Genomic DNA, 19,016 nt, shown 5'->3' with positions numbered 1-19,016 from the left:
CAGCGTCTGACGTCGTAAAATTTGCCATTCCATCAGGTTCCGAAGGCAACGTCTGTGCGCGTTTGGGCGTTCAGGGAGCGGATGCAGCTGCCGACTTCCAGCCCGTCCCCCTTGCATTCTGTGGCATCGTTGATCAGCACTCGCCCCAGATCGGCGCAGTCCACGCCGGTAAAGTCGAATTGCCGCACCTTGGTCTTGGACTGTGGAAGATCCTTGAAGTCGACGACCGTCATTCGGCTGACCATTCCGGCCTTGTTGAACAGGACCAGTTCGAAGCCGACGCTTGCAAGTTCGGCCTTGAGGTGGTTCGTCACCATGAAGGTGAAGCGGCACCCGTTGGCCGTGGGTTGAAGTGCGTTGAGCTCGACCACGAGCTCTGAAGCGGGGGATTGCGCCCCCGCCTCCTGTGCATGGGAGATGCCCGGCAAAAGGGACGATGCCAAAGTCAGGGCAAGCACGCTTCGCTTCAACATCATCGCCTCCCGTGGCTCAGTAGCCGAACTGCTTCGACAGGGAAATCTTGAACGTACGACCCTTTGAAGGCTCGTTGTGCAGGAATTCCTTGTATTGGGCGTTGAAGATGTTGTCGATGCCGCCAGCAACTTCCCAGCCCCGCATCTGACCCTCTTGCGGCTTCCAGGTGATGAACACGTTATGCACGTCGAACGGGCGGGAATAGCGTGTTGAGCCATTGGCCGGCGCGGTCCCGGTGTTCAGCGCAGAATTCTGCGGTGCCGAGACGAAACGGGCCTGCCAGCCGAAGCTGAGGTCGTAATCGGGCAGCTTTCCACCAAGCGTCAGGCCGAATTCGTGTGGCGCGACCGTCGGCAGATACTGATCGGTGCGTGTGTTCTTGCCGATGACATGCGAGTAGGACGCATTGGCAAACACGTAGTCGGAATCGTACGCCATCTCGACTTCCGCGCCGTAGATTCGGGCGCTGTCGAGATTCTTGTAGTGTTCGGTATAGCTGCCGGTCGGGCCGCAGACACCGCCGCTGCGGCAGCTGACGATCAGGTCTTTGACGTCGTTGTGGAAGCCTGTGACCTTGACCTGCAATCCGTCGCCCGGCTGGACGAGGTCGAATGCCGAAACGGCAAAGCCGAGTTCGAAATTGTCAGACCGTTCCTTGCGCAATCCATAGCTGGCGGCAAAGTCCCACTGGAACGTCTCGTCGAGCGTCGGGAACCGTTCGGTGTGAGCGTAGGAACCGAACACGGCGAAAGCGTCGTTGATCTTGTAATGTGCCGCGATCTTCGGCGAATAGGCCCAATCCGAAGTCGAGTCGGTCAGAGGCGTCGAGGCGCCTGGCGTCAGTGTCCGGTAGTCGATTCGCATGCCCGGAATCACGGTGAGCTGGTCATTCCAGACAAATTCATTCTGGACAAAAACGCCGTTCTTCATGTCGATGCCTTCGGGGTGGAAGCCGAAGCCGAACGGAATTCCGGTGTTGTACCAGCCCTGTGCATTCCGGGTCTGGTGCGACATCTGATAACCGTAGGTCAGATGGTTTTCCCAATTATCACCGCGCCAGGTGCTGGTGTTCTCAGCCTTCAGCTGGAAGGTCTGGTAGCTGAAATCCGTGTCGCAGAACATGACGGGCGTAGCAGTGCCGCTGGACGGGCAGACAAAGCCGACAGCCGGGATACCGGTAGCGTTGCGCTGCTTGACCGACGTGTCGGAGTACGAACCCTGGATTCGGAAGTCGAGCATGTCGTTGTCGGAGACCGGGTTCTCGTAGGAGAGAACAAAGGTCTTGTCGACGACGTGACGATCAACTGTACCGAACCCTGTCAGGCTTGGGGTTCCGCCCGGCAGGAATGAGCTGAGGGGACCACCGATCTGCGCATAGTCCTGGTACTTCGCGTCCGAATCCCAGTGCTGATAGGAGGCGCGGAATGTGCCCTCATCGCCGACCTTGCCGGTGAGCTTGGCCAGGCCGGACCAGGTGTCGAAGTCGGAGCTTTTCAGGATGCTGCCATCACCAGTCGTGGACGGGTCCGAGCGACGGTAATTGCCGGCAAGCAGAAAGTCGTAGTCCTGGTTGAGGCGGTGGGCCCAGACAAATGAGCCGAGTGCGCCGTCGCCATTCGAATTGTAGCTGCTCTTGAGGCGCAGCGCACCTTTATCGCCATCGGCGATGAAGTCGCTGGCATCCTTTGTGGTGAAGTTGACCACGCCGCCCAGCGCGCCGGAACCATACAAGGTTGACGATGCAGGGCCGCGCAGGATTTCCACACGCTTGAACAGTTCCGGGTCGGTGAACAAACCGCCCATGCGGTACTGCTCGTAGAATTTGGATGCGCCATCGACGTTGACGATGATGCGGCCTTCTTCGCCAGCATTTTCAGAACCGCCGATACCGCGAATGTTGAAGGACTGACCAAACATGCGGTCCGATCCGGCAGAATTGACGCCGGGCACGCCGCGCAGAACTTCGCTGACCGTGTTGGCCTGGGTGCGGTCGATGTCGTCCTGTTCCACGACTGTCACGGCCTGCGGCGTGTCGATTGCGACCTTTTCCGCGCCTGCACCGACCACGATGCGCTGAAGCAGCGTCACGCGATTCTGTTTTGCCGCTGCAGCAGGCGACTCACCTGCTTGCTGTGCCGAAACGCCTGTCACCCCAAGCGCAAATGCCATCGCCGCTCCGCCAAGCAGAATGGCACTCTGTCGAGCTACAAGCCCCATTTCCCTAACTCCTGGTTAAATGCTGGCTCGCGACGGCTCGCTTGCATTCTCAAAAAAAACACCGGCGTTTAATGTTGACTCTTTCACTCCGGTATTGCGCTTCGTATTAAACCTGATAATTAGTGTCAAGAAATCAATTGTGACAGCGCGTCAGCCATTTCCCAGCCAGCATCCGCGAGTCCGGACATTGAGAGGAACGGTATCGTGAATAGCTTTTCTCCTTATGGTCACACCTTGTCTCGTCGCGTGACGGCGACCGGCGTTCAGGAGGGACGACAGCACCCGATTGATGCGCGCCTGCAGGTGGTGGCCAGTGAGTCGCTGTTTCGTGGCGCACATGAAATTGGCATCGAGCACGAAGGCTCGATGTATCGCCTCAAGATTACCCGTCAGGGCAAGTTGATCCTTAACAAGTGATAATGAAACGAGTGCCGACAATGCCTACTGCCAAGCCTCTTCCCGACGAAATTCTCCGTCTGCAAGCTGAATACCCAAAGATGAGAGAGCGAGACTTTGTCGCGCAGATCGGCATCTCCGAGGCTGATCTCGTTGCAGCGAAGGTTGGTGCAGGAGCCCGTCGTATCGAGCCGCGGGTCAATGAAATTCTTGGCGGCCTTGGCGCGCTGGGCGAAGTCATGGCTTTGACCCGGAATGCCAGTGCTGTTCATGAGAAGGTCGGCGTGTATGACAAGCCTGTGCCGGGCAATCACGTCTCGATGATGCTTGGCGCAGATATTGACCTGCGTATTTTTCCAAAACTGTGGACGTATGGGTTCGCGGTGGAAAAGAGTGACGGTGAAGAGGTCCGCCGGAGCCTTCAGTTTTTCGACGCGGCCGGCGACGCCGTCCACAAGGTGCATCTGCGTCCCGCCTCGAATGTCGAGGCCTATGAGGCGCTGGTGACCTCGCTCCTGAGCGATGACCAGTCGCGGGTCGTCGAGACGACGCCGATCGAGCGGCAGATGTTTGCTCAGGAAGAAGCGGGCAGTGCCGAAGAGCTTCGCCAGCGCTGGGGTGCGATGACGGATGTTCATCAGTTTTTCGGAATGCTGCGTGAATTGAAGATCAATCGTCGCCAGGCGCTTGAGATGGTCGGTGACGACTATGCATGGGCGCTGGGCAGTGAGGCGCTGTCGGACATGCTGCAGCAGTCCTCGGCGCGGCAGGCGCCGATCATGTGCTTCATCGGCAATCATGGCTGCATCCAAATCCACTCCGGGCCTGTCGAGTCGATCAAGGTCATGGGGCCATGGATCAATATTCTGGATGCAGGGTTCCACATGCATCTGCGACTGGATCATATCCGGCAGGTTTGGGCTGTTCGCAAGCCGACCAAGGATGGGCATGTCACGTCTCTTGAGGCTTATGACGAAAATGACGAGCTGATCATTCAGTTCTTTGGTCAGCGCAAGGAAGGCGAGGGCGAGAGATCAGACTGGCGAGAGCTCGTCGAGGCCCTTCCGCGTGTGGCGCATACGGTCGCAGCGTAGGACAAATTGATGACAAATCGGCTTTTCACGAGGGCGCTGGTGACGGCTGCGGCAATGGTGGCGGCGTTGCCCGCCGCCGTTGCGCAGAACGATTCTTCACGCCTCGTTGCCATTGGTGGATCGGTTACGGAAATCGTTTATGCGCTCGGCGCAGAAGACCGGCTCATCGCGCGCGACACCACCAGCGTATTTCCCGAAGCTGCAAATAACTTGCCAGATGTCGGGTATATGCGCGCATTGTCGCCGGAAGGGGTCTTGTCCGTAGACCCAACGTTGATCGTGACGCTTGAGGGAAGCGGTCCACCTGAAGCACTCGAGGTTCTGGAAAAGGCACGCATCCCGATGGTTGTGGTGCCCGACCGGTTCGATGAGGAAGGCCTGCTTCAGAAAATCAGCATCATTGGTGATGTGCTGGGGATGCCCGAGGGCGCTGCAGCCCTTTCCAAAAAGGTTCAGGCAAAGATCGATGCGGCGCAGAAGGCGACGAGCGGCATAGGCGAACGGAAGAAAGTGCTGTTTGTTTTGTCGCTGCAGGGCGGGCGCATTCTTGCGTCGGGATCTGGCACGGCAGCCGATGGCATGATCAAGATCGCCGGTGCCCAGAATGCTGTTACGGAATATGCCGGATACAAGCAACTGACGGATGAAGCGGTGATCGAAGCCGCTCCTGATGTGATCCTTGCGATGGACCGGAGCGGCGACCATGCCGCGAAGGTTGACGATCTTCTTGCCCATCCTGCTATTGCTGCCACACCAGCTGGTCGGGCACACAATATTGTTCGGATGGACGGATCGTTTCTGCTGGGCTTCGGACCGCGCACCGGGGAAGCGGCGTACGATCTGGCCAAAGCCGTTTACGGCAATCTTGTCGTGGAACAGAAAGAGCCATGACTGTGCTGGAGTGGGTTCGGCTGGGGACAGGTCCGACAGACAGGCTTGAAGGAGATCGTTCGGGCCGCGCCCAGACCGTCATCGTCGTTCTTTCGATTGTCCTGGTGTTGGTTGCGCTGTTCAGCCTGACAGCAGGGGCGTCCGACGCTTCTGCGTGGGACGTGATGACAGGATGGATAGCACAAGACGGCACTGCGGACGCTGCCCTGACAGCACGGGACCGGATCATCATCTATGACATCAGGCTGCCGCGGGTCGTACTTGGAATGCTCATCGGCGCCGCGCTCGCGGTGTCCGGTGCAGTCATGCAGGGCTTGTTTCGCAATCCTCTGGCGGACCCCGGTCTTGTCGGCGTCTCTTCGGGCGCCAGCCTTGGTGCAATAACCGTGATCGTGCTCGGGACCAGCGTATTGGCGCCTCTGATGTCGATCTTCGGCCTTTATGCACTGCCGCTGGCTGCGTTTCTGGGCGGGCTCGGCACTACTCTGCTTCTCTACAGGGTTGCCACACGACGGGGCCAAACATCGGTGGCGACCATGCTTCTGGCCGGTATCGCGCTTGGGGCCATGGCTGGAGCATTTTCAGGCATATTGGTCTATCTGGCGGATGATCGGCAGCTGAGGGATCTGACGTTCTGGGGTCTCGGGTCGTTGGCGGGCGCGACGTGGACCAAGATCGCATCTGCAGGACCGATCATCTTGCTGGCACTGTTTGCGTCTCCATTCATGGCACGTTCGCTCAATGCCCTGGCTCTTGGCGAGGCAACAGCCCATCACCTGGGCATTCCGGTGCAGCGCTTCAAGAATGTCGCTATCGTTGTGGTCGCAGCAGCCACGGGTGCGTCTGTGGCTGTGTCGGGCGGTATAGGTTTTGTCGGGATTGTTGTTCCGCATCTCCTGCGGCTGCTGATCGGCCCGGACCACCGCTATCTTCTGCCAGCGTCAGCTCTGCTCGGAGCCTGTCTGCTTCTTTTGGCCGACGCTGTAAGCAGAACCATCGTCGCGCCGGCAGAATTGCCGATTGGCATTGTTACAGCCGCCGTCGGTGCCCCGTTCTTCCTCTGGATATTGCTGCGTCGACGCGGAATCCTGGACCTTTGAGGACAATGCCATGATTGATGCAACGGACGTTGAAGTCTCGATTGGCAGCCGCAAAATCCTGCACGGCATCAACTTCACTGCGCGAAGCGGTGAAGTCACGGCCATCGTAGGGCCAAACGGCTCCGGCAAGACGACATTCATGAAGTCCTTGTCCGGGGACATCAAGGCGAAGGGCTCCGTGCGGATCAATGGACGCGATCTGCGTGATCTCAAACCCTGGCAATTGGCCGGAGTGCGTGCGGTACTGCCGCAGGCGACCTCGCTGTCGTTCCCTTTCACGGTTCGAGAAATCGTCAGGCTGGGTGTCAATGGTGGCCGTTCGGGCGCAAACGCGAAGGTCGAGGACAGGCTTCCCGAGAAAGCCTTGGCCAAGGTGGATCTCGAAGGCTTCGCGGGCAGGTATTATCAGGAACTCTCCGGTGGGGAGCAGCAGCGCGTCCAGCTGGCACGTGTCTTGTGTCAGGTTTGGGAGCCAGTTCTGGATGGAGAGCCGCGTTGGCTGTTCTTGGATGAGCCGGTTTCAAGTCTGGATATCAAGCACCAGCTCGTAATCATGAAGATCGCGCAGGAATTTGCTGCCTCCGGCGGTGGAGTTGTGGCGATCCTTCATGACTTGAACTTGACATCGATGTTCGCGGACCATGTGACCGTCATCAGCCGGGGCACGGTCGCGGCGGCCGGCAAGCCGGCGGCCGTGTTTACCGATGAACTCATCGAAGAGGTTTTCGAATGCCGTCTTAAGGTTGGCGTACTGCCTGCCGGCGACGTTCCGTTCGTGCTGCCACAGTCTGCTTGCTAGGAGCTGACGTTCACCAGCTGCCGGTGTTGGGCATCGACGCCCAAGGTTCCTGCGCTGGCTTGGCGTCTCCTGCCTGGAGCAGTTCGATCGAAATACCATCCGGCGAACGTACGAATGCCATGCGGCCATCGCGGGGCGGACGATTGATGGTGACGCCATTGTCCATCAGGAACTGGCAAAGCACATAGATGTCGTCGACCTCATAGGCGAGATGTCCAAAATTGCGACCGCCCTGGTAGTCTTCGCTATCCCAGTTGAATGTGAGTTCCAGGAGCGGGGCCTTTTGCGCGATCCCCATGTCCTCATCTGACGGAGCTGCGAGGAAAACCAGCGTAAATCGTCCCTGCTCGTTCTCGATGCGGCGCACTTCGATCAGGCCGAGCTTGCGACAATAAAAGTCGAGTGAGGCGTCGAGGTCTTTGACGCGAACCATGGTATGCAAATAGCGCATTGAAAGCCTCTTTGGTTGGACTTGGTGAATATCATCCATATGGCGTAGTCCCTGCCGTGTCGCAACATAGCCAGCGCTGACAGGTGGACGCACAGTTGTTTTGTGGTATCCGCGCTGCGATATGTTGAAAACTACAGTACGGGTCTTGCTAATCCACTGACGCAAAGTGCTATCCTGTAGATCAGAATCAGTGTCTTGAAGCGAGGAAAGGTACGTCGGGATGGGGGATAAGGCCTCTTCAATGGGCCATCACGCGACCAATGACGATGCCTTGGCTCCGGAAACCGGTAGCGAGGTTGCGCTCGCGGAAGTCTCGGGCGCTATCAAGTGGTTTGACGTGGCAAAGGGCTACGGCTTCATCATTCCGGATGAAGCCTCGATCGGGGATGTGTTGTTGCACGTAACCTGTCTTCGAAAAGACGGGTTTCAGACTGCTCTTGAGGGGGCCCGTGTCGTTTGCCTGGTACGCCGCGGCGACCGGGGCATGCAGGCTTTCAAAGTCGTCTCGATGGACAGTTCGACCGCCGTTCATCCCGCTGAGCAGCCGCTTGAGCGTACGCATGTGAGTGTCACCGCAGAGAGTGGCCTGGAGCGTGCTTTGGTCAAATGGTTCAACCGCACGAAGGGCTTTGGCTTCCTTTCGCGGGGTGAGGGCACTGAAGACATCTTCATCCATATGGAAACATTGCGTCGTTTCGGTCTCGCTGAGTTGCGACCCGGTCAGGTCGTGCTTGTACGTTTCGGTCGCGGCGACAAAGGCCTTATGGCTGCCGAAATTCACCCTGATATCGGGACCTTGCCGGTTTCTCACTGACGCCGTCGGTTGCCGGCTCGGGAACTATTCATGATCCGTATCGTGTGGGCTGCAATAGCCTTGTTCACAGGGTTTGTGACAGCCGGCTCGCCGCTGCCAGCATATAGTCAAGTTGCATTTGCGCAGGGTGAACCCATGATCCTGCCGGTCGACGCGCAGCCGCTTGTGGTTGATGCCTCCACCGGCCAGCACAAATTCACCATTGAAGTGGCAGCTACCGATCCCCAGCGCTCGGCGGGATTGATGTTCCGCGATGACATGGACGACGACCACGGCATGCTGTTCGTTTTTGAACGGACGCGCCGGCTGTCGTTCTGGATGCAGAACACCCCGATGCCGCTTGATCTGATTTTTATCAATGAGAACGGGGAAATCGTGGCGATCCGGTGGGGCAAGCCGTTTTCGACCGACTCCATCGGGCCTCTCACCCCGGCGCGGTTTGTACTTGAACTCAAGGCCGGAACCGCGCAGAAGGCCGGTATCACCGAAGGGGATCTGGTGCGCCACCCCATTATTGATGCGATTGCCGGGGCGCGGTGAGGTTGCCTGGTACTGGCGCTATATGTCGCCGCGTGAGGACTGAATTGAATGCAGACTTTCTCTCATCAGGGCTTTGACATTGCCTACACGGACCGTGGTGCTGTCACCGGCACAGGCGAACCGATCCTGCTGGTGCACGGATTTTCATCCAGTGTGCATGTGAATTGGGTCGCTCCGGGGTGGATCAAGACCCTGACTGAAGCGGGCTATCGCGCCATCGCGTTCGATCATCGCGGTCACGGGCAAAGCAGCAAGAGCTATGACACTGCCGATTACACGCCGCAGGCGATGGCAGGCGATGCGGTAGCACTGCTCGACCATCTTGGTATCGGCACTGCCCATGTGTTCGGATATTCGATGGGCGCGCGCGTATCGACATTTATGGCGCTTTCCGAACCGGACAGGGTTCATAGCCTCATTCTTGGCGGCTTGGGTTATGGCATGGTTGACGGTGTCGGGGACTGGGATCCGATCGCTGAAGCGCTGATGGTGGACGACCCTGAAAGTGTGACCCACGCTCGCGGCAAGATGTTCCGCAGCTTTGCAGACCAGACCAAAAGCGATCGCAAGGCGCTCGCAGCCTGCATTGCCACCTCGCGCGAACTCATCAGCGAGGAAGAGATCGCACGTGTCACGCAGCCGACGCTGATTGGCGTTGGAACGAAGGACGATATTGCCGGTTCCGCACAGCAGCTCGCTGCGCTGATGCCCAACGCTATCGCGTTCGACATTGAAGGGCGCGATCATATGCTCTCGGTTGGCGACCGCACGTTCAAGGCGGCTGTACTCGACTTTCTCAAGGATCATCCGATTTCATGACGCCATCTGTGATCGAATTTAGCGGAGCCGAAGGCAATCTGATCGTTGGCGACCTTTGGGACGGAAAGGGCCATCCAATTCTGTTCCTCCATGGCGGGGGACAGACCCGTCATGCTTGGACGAAGACCGCGCAGCGCGTCTCGGCACAGGGAATGAGTGCGATCACGATCGACCTGCGCGGCCATGGTGAGAGCCAGTGGGCCGCGAGCGGCAACTATACGTTTGCAGAGTATGGCGCTGATGCGGCCGCAGTGATCGCGCAGGTTGCAGACCGCTTTCACGCAGCGCCCGCCGCCGTCGGAGCCTCGCTCGGCGGTCTGTCCTTGCTGATTGCGGAGACGCGGTTTGGTCCATTGCTGGACTCGCTTGTGTTGGTGGACATCACGCCGCGCATGGACCCGGAGGGGGTTGCCAAGGTGCAGGGCTTCATGGGCGCGCAGATGGAAGAGGGGTTCGGTTCGCTGGAAGAAGCGGCAGACGCCATCGCGGCCTATATGCCCAACCGGCCAAGGCCGCGCTCGCTGGAAGGGCTGCGCAAGAACCTACGTCTATGTGAAGACGGTCGCTATCGCTGGCACTGGGATCCGGCGTTCATGTCTCCCGAGCGGGGTATCAATCGCAACGGCAAGGAGACGATGCTCGAGCTGATTGCAAATGTCCCAAATCTGCATTTGCCGATCCTCCTCGTTCGCGGCATGGAATCTGAACTCGTGCACGAGGATTTCGTGCGAGAGTTCGTCGAACTGGCGCCGTCTGCGCGCGCCGTAGACGTTGCGGGTGCCGGTCATATGGTTGCTGGCGACAAGAATGACGTGTTCTGCGCTGCCGTGCTGGATTTTCTGACCGACCGTGAAGTCGCCTGAAGCGAGCTTATATTTTAAGCCAGTCATCGCTGAATCTGACGCACGAGACGCCGGCAAAGCGCCTTAGGCGCTCCAGTTCGGTTTCCAGCTTGGCAACCAGCTGCTTGGTGGGTTTCACGTCAGGCTCAAGCCAGAAAGCCCGAACCGTGAGGCAATCCCTGTTGCGCTCCGCCTTGACGTCGATGCGACCGATCGCACGGTCGCCCCGCATGACCGGATAGACATAGTACCCATATTGCCGTTTGGATTCAGGGACGAAGATCTCGATCCTGTAGTGAAAGCCGAATAGCCGTTCAGTGCGCGCGCGATCGCGAAGCAGCGGATCAAACGGGCTGAGGATCCGCACGCGGTCGCGGGGTGGTGCGGCTTGCCGCGCCTTGTCGACCACGCCGGGAAGGGCAAATGCGATGCGCGGCTTTCCCTGCCCATTCGTTTCGACTTCGACACGCTCAAGTTCATTTGCATGCGCGGTTAGCCATCCGTCCACTTCCGCTGGCTTTAGCAATGCCCAGAAGGCGGCTATCTCACCGCGCGTGGCAAAGCCGAGCCTTGCAAGTGCCTGGCGGCAGGCCCAGTCGACAAACGCGTCGTGGCCGACTTCGCTGGCCCTGTGCACATGCGGCACGACCCGCTCGGTCAGATCATAAACCTTTTGGAACCCTTCGCGGCGGGCGATTGCCAGATCACCAGTGCGCCATAGGAACTCCAGCGCCGCTTTCGACGGATGCCAGTCCCAGCAACCGGTCGAGGGCTTGTTGCCTTCGAATTCACGCGCCATCACCGGGCCGTTATTCGTGATGTGGCTCAAAATGCCCGCCAGATCGCGGTCGAACCCGTCGTTCCCGAAATGTGATTTCCAGCGGGTACGAAGCCGCTCCTTTTCACGTGCAAAACGGTGTCGCCAATAGGGAAAGAATGAACTGGGAATAATTGCCGCGTCATGTGTCCAGTTCTCAAACAGCCGACCGTCTTTCTCCAGCAGGTGCTGCAGATCGTGGCGGCGAAAGGAGGCGTGACGCGAGAACAGGATATGATGGTGCGCGCGCTCCAGCACGTTGACGCTGTCCACCTGCACATAGCCAAGTTGCTCGATAGTCGATGCCAATTGGTCACGGCGCACTGTGCCGCTATTTCGACCATCGAGGCCATAGAGTTGCATGAGGTGCCAGCGCGCTTGCTGGTTGGTAATCCGGTAAGCCATGGCGGTGACTATCGACGTTGCAGGCTTGCGGTTCCACCCGAAAATATTAGCATCCGGGGAAGCCGGCTGATCGTACTGACAGCCTTGTGTCAGTACATCGCATCAGGCTCCGGAAAACTGCGGCGGCCGCTTGCCAAGAAATGCCGCGCGCCCTTCGCCATAGTCAGAACTCTCGAACGTTGCGTCGCCGAGTGCGTTTGCGCGAGCGTAGTCGTTGGCGTCCTTGCTGAGCACCGCGCGAATGGAAGCCTTTGAAGCTTTTACCGACAGCGGGGCGTTGGAGGCGATGACGGTCGCAAGTTCAGCGGCACGCATATCAAGTCCGCCGGGCTCCACGATCTCGAGAATGAACCCCGCGTCAAGGGCTGCGGCAGGATCGAGCCTTGCAGCGGAAAAGGCGAGATATTTGGCCAATTGCGGCCCCACGGCATTGACGATGTCGGACATTGCATCTGCCGGATAGGCAAGTCCCAGACGCGCAGCGGGAATGGAGAAAAGGGCATTCGAAGAGGAAATTCTCAGGTCGCACGCCGCGGCCATGCCAAAACCGCCGCCAAAGCAGATGCCGCGGATCGCCGCTATGGTTGGCACCTGACAGTTGCGGATCGCGGCAAAGGTTGCCGAATTGCCAGCCTCATAGACACGCGCGCTTTCGGCCGTCGCACGCAATGTCTCGAATTCGGCGATATCGGCTCCGGCACAAAAGTCGTCACCCGCGCCTTTCAGAATGACTGCTCGAATTGATGTGTCCATGGAAGCGCGCTCGAACAACGTGGTCATCTCGCGCCACATCGCATTGTTCATGGCATTCTTGCGCTCTGGCCGGTTAATCGAGATCGTGAGCACACCTTTTTGTAAGCTACTCACAAGGAGATCAGATTGCTGATTTTCGACGTTGGGCATTAAAATTGATCCGCTTGGAGCTATATCTATGAGAACGCGGTTCATTTGACTTCGTCGGGCGATTATGTTTCGCACCTGAGAAGGCAAGATGATTGACAGGGAGCCTACCGATGAGTGGCACGCATGCAGTCAGGTCGGCAACGGTTTCGATGGACCCTATATGGGGATCAGTCAGAAATGAAGCCGTTGAGGCGGTTGAGCGCGATCCGCTGCTGGCCGCGTTCATGTATTCGACCATCATCAACCACGAGACGCTCGAAGCGGCTGTGGTTCATCGCATCTCACAGCGGCTCGACCATCCCGATCTCGGTGCGGATCTGATCCGCCAAACTTATCTGGAGATGATGAGGCACGGCGTGGACTGGAGTGTCGAGATGCGGGTCGACATTCAGGCTTATTACGAGCGCGATCCGGCCTGTGATCGTTTTCTGATGCCTGTGCTTTATTTCAAGGGCTTCCATGCGATCCAGACTCATCGTCTTGCGCACTGGCTTTGGCATCAGGGCCGTCGGGATTTCGCATTCTACCTGCAAAGCCGTTCGTCGGCGCTTTTCCAGACCGACATCCACCCCGCCGCACGTTTGGGGAAAGGAATTTTCATCGATCACGCTACCGGGCTTGTGATTGGCGAAACTGCGGTTGTCGAGGACAATGTCTCGATGCTGCACGGGGTGACGCTCGGCGGCACCGGAAAGGCCAGTGGCGATCGTCACCCCAAGATACGCCATGGCGTCCTGATTGGGGCCGGAGCGAGCATTCTCGGCAATATCGAAGTCGGTCATTGCGCCAAGATTGCAGCAGGCTCGGTGGTGTTGAAGTCGGTTCCACACAATACGACCGTGGCAGGCGTGCCGGCGCGGGTGGTCGGCGCGACCGGATGTGACGAGCCATCTCGGGCCATGGACCAGTTACTGAACGGCAACGACTGACACAGCTGGTGGCAGTTGCCGTGAAAGCCCGCCTGCGGGGTTTACATGCGAGGCGAGGGCGTGTCAGAAGCGGCGCTCCCACGCATATCCATTTTGGAGAACCGGTTTGAAACCTGACGAAATCAGAAAACTCGACGCATATTTCAAGCGCACCTTCCAGAACCCCCAGCTGGAGGTGAAGGCACGGCCACGCAAGAACGATTCGTGCGAGGTTTATGTGGGTGACGAATTTCTCGGCATCATCTTCAAGGACGATGATGATGGCGAGCTGTCCTACAATTTCTCGATGGCGATTCTCGACATCGATCTTGGATAAGACCAGCTCAGTTCTGGATGACGCTGCCGGCAAATTTGCGAATGGCGGCGTCCAACTCTTGCCATGAGCCCGCCAGTTCGGCGGGCATGCGATAGACAAGGTTCAGGCCGTTGCCGACATGAATGTCGCGCTCGCATGGTGCAAGCGACTGTTTGGCCTGCTCTCCTGCAAGGCAGCGGGCCACGAATGGCCTTGATGTGCCGTTCCCGCCAACGATCAAAACTTCGTCCACGTATCCTGATTGCTCTGTGAACGGATGGACGGTCAGGCCGTTCGGTCCAGGTCTGCCTTCGTTTTCTACCAGCGATCGATAGATCGGTTCGTAGCGTCCGCTCATGTCGCGCGACATGATCCGTTGTTCAAACGAGAGAAACAGGAGTTTCTTGCTGCCATTGAGGTGGTTGAACTCGTCTCTTGTTTCGTTGCTGTAGCCGGCCATGTCCGGCCAGTGCAGATAGAGGTCAAGGCGGTTCGTCGTTCCGTCTCGCCGCGCGCTGTCGAAGCGAATCATATTGGCGGGCACCGCAAGAACGTCATTGCCAATGACGATTTCATGCACGACACGGCTGTCCGTGTGTCCTGCCATCGCAATTTCGCGGCCGATATGCTTGCCTGCGATGCTGATCACGCCGGCAAACATGACCAAAAGCAGCAAAGTGATGAAGAGCTTGCGCATGAATGTCGAGCGCGTTGTGATGTACCCGTCATCGGCAAGCGATTGAATGGTCTGCTCGTGCACGACAATGACTCCCGCTTCGGCGGAGACATTGCCGTTTTATGGTAAATCTGCGGTAAACGCGGTTCGGAAAACTGTCTTGCGCAGCTCCCGACCTGATTCAAAATCTGCGGGTAGAGCCTTGAAATCACCGCTTGTTTCCTAGGTGCCTTCCTATCGTTGCGGAGCGTGCTAATGAGAGTGTGAGAAGTGATTTGTGGGAGACAGCCATGCCGATCTATGCACTCGAAGGCCAGGAGCCGGAGTTTGAAGATGACACTGTCTGGGTTGCGCCGGATGCAACGATTGTCGGCAAGGTCAGCCTCGCGAGGCAGGTGGGGGTCTGGTTCGGCGCGGTGATGCGTGGAGACAATGAGCGCATCTCAATCGGTGCGCGCAGCAATATTCAGGAGCATTCCATGCTTCACACCGACCCCGGCTTCCCGTTGACGGTCGGCGAGGGCTGCACCATCGGGCACCGCGCTATTCTTCATGGCTGCACCATCGGAGATAATTCGCTGGTCGGAATGGGAGCGATCATTCTGAATGGTGCGAAAATCGGAAAAAACTGTCTGGTTGGTGCGGGAGCGCTGATCACCGAAGGCAAGGAATTCCCCGATAACTCGCTGATTGTCGGGTCACCGGCAAAGGCGATCCGCGTTCTCGACGATGAGGCTGCCGAGCGCCTGAAGCTGTCGGCGGCTTCATATGTCTCCAATGCCGCGCGCTTTGCAAAAGGCATGAAACAGATTGGGTGACCGCGCGTCGCGATAACGCTGTCGATCATGCAACCCCGACGCGCACCGCGCGTTGGGCATTGTCGGTCAGTTGGATCGAGGGAACAGCGCTTGACGATCATTCGGCCTGACATTCTAGAAAATCGTCATACCAGCAAGGCAGTTTCGTTTTTCGACAAGCTCTACAAAATCGTTTTGTGTTCGTAGCATGAGCGCGTTAGAGACGAATTTGCGGGAGCCGTCGTAAGCAAGCAGGAGGCGCTGTTGCATCAACTGGACAACAAGCTGCCCGATAGCGGAGCCGACGACATATTGCTCGTCCCGGCCGCTGACATCTACGACGACAATGGTGTCCTGCGCGGCTCGTTCCTCGCCCATATCGGTGCGGCTATCGCCGACCGCGATACGCTTGCTCTGGAGCGCGATGTCGCGTCGCTTCACCAGTCCGAAATCGGTCATCTTCTCGAAGCCCTTCTGCCGGATCAGCGACGCGCGCTCGTGGAGTTGATGGGCGCTGCCTTCGACTTTACGGCGCTGACCGAAGTCGATGACGCGATCCGCATGGACATCGTCGACCACCTTCCGAATGAACAGATTGCGCAGGCCGTTCAGGATCTGGACTCCGACGATGCCGTCTACATTCTGGAAGATCTCGATGCCGAAGACCGGGATGAGATTCTTGCGCAATTGCCGTTCACGGAGCGCATTCGTCTCCGCCGTGCGCTGGATTACCCAGAGGAAACGGCCGGACGGCGCATGCAGACGGAGTTCGTCGCTGTCCCGCCTTTCTGGACCGTGGGCCAGACCATTGACTACATGCGTGAAGACCAGAACCTGCCTGAATCGTTCAGCCAGATTTTCGTCATCGATCCGACGTTCCGGCTGCTCGGCGCGATAGATCTCGACCGCATCCTTCGCACCAAACGGGTTGTGAAGATCGAGGACATCATGCACGAGACGCGCCATGCGGTTCCTGCAACGATGGATCAGGAAGAAGCGGCGCAAATCTTCGAGCAGTACGACCTTCTGTCTGCTGCCGTGGTGGACGAAAATGAACGTCTTGTCGGTGTACTGACCATCGATGACGTGGTGGACGTGATCCAGGAAGAAGCGGAAGAAGATCTGATGCGCCTTGGCGGCGTGGGTGATGAGGAGCTGTCTGACAGCGTGCTTGTCGCCTCCCGTTCGCGCATTCCGTGGCTGCTGGTCAATCTGGTGATGGCGTTTGTGGCAGCGTCGGTGATCGGCCTGTTCGATGCGACCATTCAGCAGATCGTGGCGCTGGCGATCCTCATGCCAATTGTTGCCGGAATGGGGGGCAACGCCGGCTCTCAGACGATGACGGTGACCGTGCGTGCGCTCGCCACGAAAGATATCGATATCTACAATGCCGGGCGCATCATTCGACGCGAGATGGGCGTTGGCCTTCTCAATGGCATGATATTCGCCACGCTCATTGGTCTCGTGGCAGGTTCATGGTTTGCCGACCCGGAACTGGGGGGCATCATTGCCGTATCGATGGCGATCAATCTTTTCGTCGCCGCGCTGGCAGGCATCTTGGTGCCGCTGACACTTGACCGTTTTGGTGCGGATCCTGCTGTCGCATCAGCGGTTTTCGTCACCACCATCACCGATGTCGTCGGCTTCTTCACATTTCTTGGTCTGGCCACCTGGTGGTTCGGGTTTCTCTAACGCGTGTCGCGTTGTTCGGGAATTCCTGCGTACATCGCCACCGCTGACCAGGTTGGTGTGGGGTAAGACCTCACAACCATGTACGACAACGCATTTCGTGCTATAATTGACTTTTACGTAAATGCCGTGCGAAATCATGCAACGGTTTCATGACAGGATGCCGCGCGGATGCGGGAATATTACACGATCACTGAATTGACGCGCGAGTTCGAGATTTCGACGCGGACACTTCGTTTTTATGAAGACGAGGGGTTGATCGCGCCTGTGCGACGCGGGCGCACACGGCTCTTTCGTCACTCGGATCGCACATTGATCAAGCAGATCATGCGTGGCAAGCGACTGGGTTTTTCCATCAATGAAATTCGCGAGATCATCCAGATGTATCGTGAGCCGCCCGGCGAGGTCGGGCAGCTCAAGCTGATGATGAAGCGTATCGAGGAAAAGCGTGAGTCGCTGCGACAGAAGCGGCGCGATCTGGAGGAAACGCTGTCAGAGCTCGACCACGCTGAAGAAGCCTGCGTGGAGCGGCTCGTGGAGCTGGGCGTCAATACCTGACACCCGTCCGCCTTATCAGATCCAGCGTCTTACCTTCTTGCAGTAATCGCGGAATCTTTTGCCGAACTGCGCTTCAAGGTGCCGTTCTTCCGGTTCGATTGCCAGCTTCTGCGTCGCGAATGCTGCGACAATGGCGAAAATTATGAACCAGACGATCCCGGTTATCAGCGCAAGACCCAGCATGATGGCGGTGTTGCCCAGATAAATCGGATTGCGCGAAAATGCGAACGGGCCTTTGGTCACGAGATGTGTGGCGGCCTGATGCGGCTTTACCGTCGTTTTGGCATTTAGAAGTGTGCGGATAGCGGACACGATCATGGCAAGCGCCAGTGCGACCAGCAGCAGCCCGACAGCAAACAATATTTCGCCGAGCGGATTGGGAATCCAGGGCAGGGGAAACAGCCAGTTGGCAATGATCGCCAAGGCGATTGCGCTTACATAGATCAACGGCGGCCATGGCATCGTGCTGGGCCTGGATGATTGTGAACTCATTCTACCTGCTCCCCCGGTAATGTGACGTCTGCTTCGAACGTGCACGCCTCGACCATTTGCTGCAAGCGTCGAGAGGTCTCGGCGGAAGGGCGGCCTTCAAAAACCTCATCAAATCGGTTTTCGGCTTCAAGCTTGGCCAGAACACAGTTGCAATAGATCGAACAGAAGTCGGCATCATGGGTGTTGGCGCATTGCGCCGTACAAGCGCCGGAGAACTCCACATCGCGCGCGATCTGCGCAGGTGGGGCGATCTGGGTAATCGTCCAAATCAGGGCAATCAGCACTGGCTGATGGATGAGATAGAAGGCGAGGCTATGCTGTCCGGCCTTTTGAAGAACTCGGGTTGAGGGCGGCAGATGCCAGTGGCGCAGCCGCTCGAACAGACCGAATCGTTCGGCTATCCGCGCGCCTGCGATCCCGAGCAAGACAGGCCCAAACCACGGGAAAAGCGGTACAAAATCATTTGATCGGGGGCGGGTTTCCGAAAGGCCGATCCACCAGAGAGCGGGGTGGTCGAAGAATGAGCTGCGCAGATAGTTTGGAGCAAGGATCACCAGAATCGCGACGAGTATCGTGGCTATGGCCGGGAGGCGGATAAAGGCGAGGCCCAGGACGCTGGCGAGTGCGATCTGATGCAGAATACCGAAGAAGATGAAACCAGACGGGACAGCGATGTAAGTGACGAGCGAAATGGCTGCTGCGGCTGCGGCAACCATCGCGACCCGCTTGAGGAATGGGCGCCAGCGAATGCCGCGTGCATGCGCGAGTACGAGGCTGACGCCGACGAGAAACAGAAATGACGAAGCGATGCAGCGGGCGAACAGTTTCCAGCCGCCACTGGCAGCGGTCCCCGGCATCACATAGCCGAAGAATTCCAGATCCCAGTTAAAGTGGTAGATCGCCATCGCGAGCAGCGCGATGCCGCGAGCTAGATCGATCAGTTCAAGACGGCCTCTGGCGGCTACCGGCTGATTCACTCATTATCTCCGCTTCGTGTCTACCCGCCCTCATATGCGAT

22 protein-coding genes are annotated in these 19,016 nt (G+C 58.1%); 14 read left to right on the top strand and 8 right to left on the bottom strand.

What is annotated here, in order from left to right:
• Positions 1 to 32: 32 nt before the first annotated feature.
• Entirely contained in the window at positions 33 to 473 is a 441-nt protein-coding gene (locus BMZ42_RS05920) for a hypothetical protein (RefSeq protein ID WP_244523172.1), read from the bottom strand.
• 16 nt (positions 474 to 489) lie between these two features.
• Complete coding sequence (locus BMZ42_RS05915; protein ID WP_091519793.1) at positions 490 to 2,691, bottom strand: TonB-dependent receptor domain-containing protein; 2,202 nt, start codon at positions 2,689 to 2,691, stop codon at positions 490 to 492.
• Positions 2,692 to 2,895: 204 nt separating this feature from the next.
• Here BMZ42_RS05915 and hemP point away from each other — a divergent pair, with 204 nt between their 5' ends.
• The 5 genes from hemP to BMZ42_RS05890 all read left to right on the top strand — a co-directional run bounded on the left by hemP (position 2,896) and on the right by BMZ42_RS05890 (position 6,971).
• Positions 2,896 to 3,108: a hemin uptake protein HemP gene (gene hemP, locus BMZ42_RS05910; RefSeq protein ID WP_420492450.1), complete on the top strand. Its 213-nt coding sequence runs from the start codon at positions 2,896 to 2,898 to the stop codon at positions 3,106 to 3,108.
• 80 nt (positions 3,109 to 3,188) lie between these two features.
• A complete protein-coding gene (locus BMZ42_RS05905; RefSeq protein WP_091519902.1) occupies positions 3,189 to 4,181 on the top strand; it encodes a hemin-degrading factor in 993 nt (330 codons plus the stop codon).
• A 9-nt stretch (positions 4,182 to 4,190) separates the two neighbouring features.
• A complete protein-coding gene (locus BMZ42_RS05900) occupies positions 4,191 to 5,072 on the top strand; it encodes a heme/hemin ABC transporter substrate-binding protein (RefSeq protein WP_091519788.1) in 882 nt (293 codons plus the stop codon).
• Positions 5,069 to 6,172: a FecCD family ABC transporter permease gene (locus BMZ42_RS05895; protein ID WP_091519786.1), complete on the top strand. Its 1,104-nt coding sequence runs from the start codon at positions 5,069 to 5,071 to the stop codon at positions 6,170 to 6,172. Before BMZ42_RS05900 ends, BMZ42_RS05895 begins: the two co-directional genes overlap by 4 nt.
• Before the next feature lie 10 nt (positions 6,173 to 6,182).
• Entirely contained in the window at positions 6,183 to 6,971 is a 789-nt protein-coding gene (locus BMZ42_RS05890) for a heme ABC transporter ATP-binding protein (protein ID WP_091519783.1), read from the top strand.
• A 10-nt stretch (positions 6,972 to 6,981) separates the two neighbouring features.
• On the opposite strand, the gene BMZ42_RS05885 is transcribed toward BMZ42_RS05890, so the two are convergent.
• Positions 6,982 to 7,422 (bottom strand): VOC family protein, encoded by a 441-nt coding sequence (locus BMZ42_RS05885; protein ID WP_091519781.1) that lies wholly within the window; start codon positions 7,420 to 7,422, stop codon positions 6,982 to 6,984.
• Positions 7,423 to 7,663: 241 nt separating this feature from the next.
• On the opposite strand from BMZ42_RS05885, the gene BMZ42_RS05880 reads away from it, so the two are divergent.
• From BMZ42_RS05880 to BMZ42_RS05865, 4 genes are read left to right on the top strand one after another with little or no spacing between them, the layout of a single operon-like run.
• On the top strand, positions 7,664 to 8,236 hold the full coding sequence (locus BMZ42_RS05880) for a cold-shock protein (RefSeq protein ID WP_420492452.1): 573 nt from the start codon (positions 7,664 to 7,666) through the stop codon (positions 8,234 to 8,236).
• A gap of 30 nt (positions 8,237 to 8,266) precedes the next feature.
• The gene (locus BMZ42_RS05875) at positions 8,267 to 8,776 is read left to right on the top strand and encodes a DUF192 domain-containing protein (protein ID WP_091519777.1); all 510 of its coding nucleotides are present in this window, start codon (positions 8,267 to 8,269) and stop codon (positions 8,774 to 8,776) included.
• A 48-nt stretch (positions 8,777 to 8,824) separates the two neighbouring features.
• A complete protein-coding gene (locus tag BMZ42_RS05870) occupies positions 8,825 to 9,595 on the top strand; it encodes an alpha/beta fold hydrolase (protein ID WP_091519774.1) in 771 nt (256 codons plus the stop codon).
• Positions 9,592 to 10,458: an alpha/beta fold hydrolase gene (locus tag BMZ42_RS05865; protein ID WP_091519772.1), complete on the top strand. Its 867-nt coding sequence runs from the start codon at positions 9,592 to 9,594 to the stop codon at positions 10,456 to 10,458. Before BMZ42_RS05870 ends, BMZ42_RS05865 begins: the two co-directional genes overlap by 4 nt.
• Before the next feature lie 7 nt (positions 10,459 to 10,465).
• Here BMZ42_RS05865 and BMZ42_RS05860 read toward each other — a convergent pair whose 3' ends face one another.
• Entirely contained in the window at positions 10,466 to 11,659 is a 1,194-nt protein-coding gene (locus BMZ42_RS05860) for a winged helix-turn-helix domain-containing protein (RefSeq protein ID WP_091519770.1), read from the bottom strand.
• 102 nt (positions 11,660 to 11,761) lie between these two features.
• Positions 11,762 to 12,562, bottom strand: a complete 801-nt coding sequence (locus BMZ42_RS05855; protein ID WP_091519768.1) for an enoyl-CoA hydratase-related protein — start codon at positions 12,560 to 12,562, stop codon at positions 11,762 to 11,764.
• 110 nt (positions 12,563 to 12,672) lie between these two features.
• Between BMZ42_RS05855 and cysE the strand changes: the two genes are divergently transcribed.
• Complete coding sequence (gene cysE, locus BMZ42_RS05850; RefSeq protein ID WP_091519765.1) at positions 12,673 to 13,491, top strand: serine O-acetyltransferase; 819 nt, start codon at positions 12,673 to 12,675, stop codon at positions 13,489 to 13,491.
• Between the two features lie 106 nt (positions 13,492 to 13,597).
• Positions 13,598 to 13,807, top strand: a complete 210-nt coding sequence (locus BMZ42_RS05845; RefSeq protein ID WP_091519763.1) for a DUF3126 family protein — start codon at positions 13,598 to 13,600, stop codon at positions 13,805 to 13,807.
• 7 nt (positions 13,808 to 13,814) lie between these two features.
• On the opposite strand, the gene BMZ42_RS05840 is transcribed toward BMZ42_RS05845, so the two are convergent.
• Positions 13,815 to 14,546, bottom strand: coding sequence for a hypothetical protein (locus BMZ42_RS05840; RefSeq protein ID WP_244523170.1), 732 nt, complete (start codon positions 14,544 to 14,546; stop codon positions 13,815 to 13,817).
• A 206-nt stretch (positions 14,547 to 14,752) separates the two neighbouring features.
• On the opposite strand from BMZ42_RS05840, the gene BMZ42_RS05835 reads away from it, so the two are divergent.
• The 3 genes from BMZ42_RS05835 (at position 14,753) to BMZ42_RS05825 (ending at position 17,506) form a co-directional block, all read left to right on the top strand.
• On the top strand, positions 14,753 to 15,280 hold the full coding sequence (locus tag BMZ42_RS05835; protein ID WP_091519761.1) for a gamma carbonic anhydrase family protein: 528 nt from the start codon (positions 14,753 to 14,755) through the stop codon (positions 15,278 to 15,280).
• A gap of 252 nt (positions 15,281 to 15,532) precedes the next feature.
• Positions 15,533 to 16,951, top strand: coding sequence for a magnesium transporter (gene mgtE / locus BMZ42_RS05830; protein ID WP_091519897.1), 1,419 nt, complete (start codon positions 15,533 to 15,535; stop codon positions 16,949 to 16,951).
• A gap of 168 nt (positions 16,952 to 17,119) precedes the next feature.
• Positions 17,120 to 17,506 carry a MerR family transcriptional regulator gene (locus BMZ42_RS05825; protein WP_091519759.1) on the top strand — a complete coding sequence of 129 codons (387 nt, stop codon included), beginning with the start codon at positions 17,120 to 17,122 and terminating at the stop codon, positions 17,504 to 17,506.
• 15 nt (positions 17,507 to 17,521) lie between these two features.
• Here the strand turns inward: BMZ42_RS05825 and BMZ42_RS05820 are convergent, their stop codons facing one another.
• Together BMZ42_RS05820 and BMZ42_RS05815 are read right to left on the bottom strand one after the other, a co-directional pair.
• A complete protein-coding gene (locus BMZ42_RS05820) occupies positions 17,522 to 17,998 on the bottom strand; it encodes a methyltransferase family protein (RefSeq protein ID WP_091519756.1) in 477 nt (158 codons plus the stop codon).
• The gene (locus tag BMZ42_RS05815; RefSeq protein WP_091519754.1) at positions 17,995 to 18,975 is read right to left on the bottom strand and encodes an acetyltransferase domain-containing protein; all 981 of its coding nucleotides are present in this window, start codon (positions 18,973 to 18,975) and stop codon (positions 17,995 to 17,997) included. Before BMZ42_RS05815 ends, BMZ42_RS05820 begins: the two co-directional genes overlap by 4 nt.
• Positions 18,976 to 19,016: the final 41 nt, after the last annotated feature.

It is taken from the genome of Aquamicrobium aerolatum DSM 21857 (assembly GCF_900113935.1).
GTDB lineage: Bacteria > Pseudomonadota > Alphaproteobacteria > Rhizobiales > Rhizobiaceae > Aerobium > Aerobium aerolatum.
Note: the sequence above shows the minus strand (reverse complement) of the source record. Positions and strands in the feature narration are given on the sequence as shown.

Coding starts and splice junctions, on each gene's coding strand:
- BMZ42_RS05865 (WP_091519772.1), top strand. CDS start 9,592: ATGACGCCATCTGTGATCGAATTTAGCGGAGCCGAAGGCAATCTGATC.
- BMZ42_RS05885 (WP_091519781.1), bottom strand. CDS start 7,422: ATGCGCTATTTGCATACCATGGTTCGCGTCAAAGACCTCGACGCCTCA.
- cysE (WP_091519765.1), top strand. CDS start 12,673: ATGAGTGGCACGCATGCAGTCAGGTCGGCAACGGTTTCGATGGACCCT.
- BMZ42_RS05835 (WP_091519761.1), top strand. CDS start 14,753: ATGCCGATCTATGCACTCGAAGGCCAGGAGCCGGAGTTTGAAGATGAC.
- BMZ42_RS05900 (WP_091519788.1), top strand. CDS start 4,191: ATGACAAATCGGCTTTTCACGAGGGCGCTGGTGACGGCTGCGGCAATG.
- BMZ42_RS05825 (WP_091519759.1), top strand. CDS start 17,120: ATGCGGGAATATTACACGATCACTGAATTGACGCGCGAGTTCGAGATT.
- BMZ42_RS05880 (WP_420492452.1), top strand. CDS start 7,664: ATGGGCCATCACGCGACCAATGACGATGCCTTGGCTCCGGAAACCGGT.
- BMZ42_RS05870 (WP_091519774.1), top strand. CDS start 8,825: ATGCAGACTTTCTCTCATCAGGGCTTTGACATTGCCTACACGGACCGT.
- BMZ42_RS05905 (WP_091519902.1), top strand. CDS start 3,189: ATGAGAGAGCGAGACTTTGTCGCGCAGATCGGCATCTCCGAGGCTGAT.
- BMZ42_RS05820 (WP_091519756.1), bottom strand. CDS start 17,998: ATGAGTTCACAATCATCCAGGCCCAGCACGATGCCATGGCCGCCGTTG.
- BMZ42_RS05890 (WP_091519783.1), top strand. CDS start 6,183: ATGATTGATGCAACGGACGTTGAAGTCTCGATTGGCAGCCGCAAAATC.
- BMZ42_RS05895 (WP_091519786.1), top strand. CDS start 5,069: ATGACTGTGCTGGAGTGGGTTCGGCTGGGGACAGGTCCGACAGACAGG.
- BMZ42_RS05920 (WP_244523172.1), bottom strand. CDS start 473: ATGTTGAAGCGAAGCGTGCTTGCCCTGACTTTGGCATCGTCCCTTTTG.
- BMZ42_RS05915 (WP_091519793.1), bottom strand. CDS start 2,691: ATGGGGCTTGTAGCTCGACAGAGTGCCATTCTGCTTGGCGGAGCGGCG.
- BMZ42_RS05875 (WP_091519777.1), top strand. CDS start 8,267: ATGATCCGTATCGTGTGGGCTGCAATAGCCTTGTTCACAGGGTTTGTG.
- BMZ42_RS05860 (WP_091519770.1), bottom strand. CDS start 11,659: ATGGCTTACCGGATTACCAACCAGCAAGCGCGCTGGCACCTCATGCAA.
- BMZ42_RS05855 (WP_091519768.1), bottom strand. CDS start 12,562: ATGCCCAACGTCGAAAATCAGCAATCTGATCTCCTTGTGAGTAGCTTA.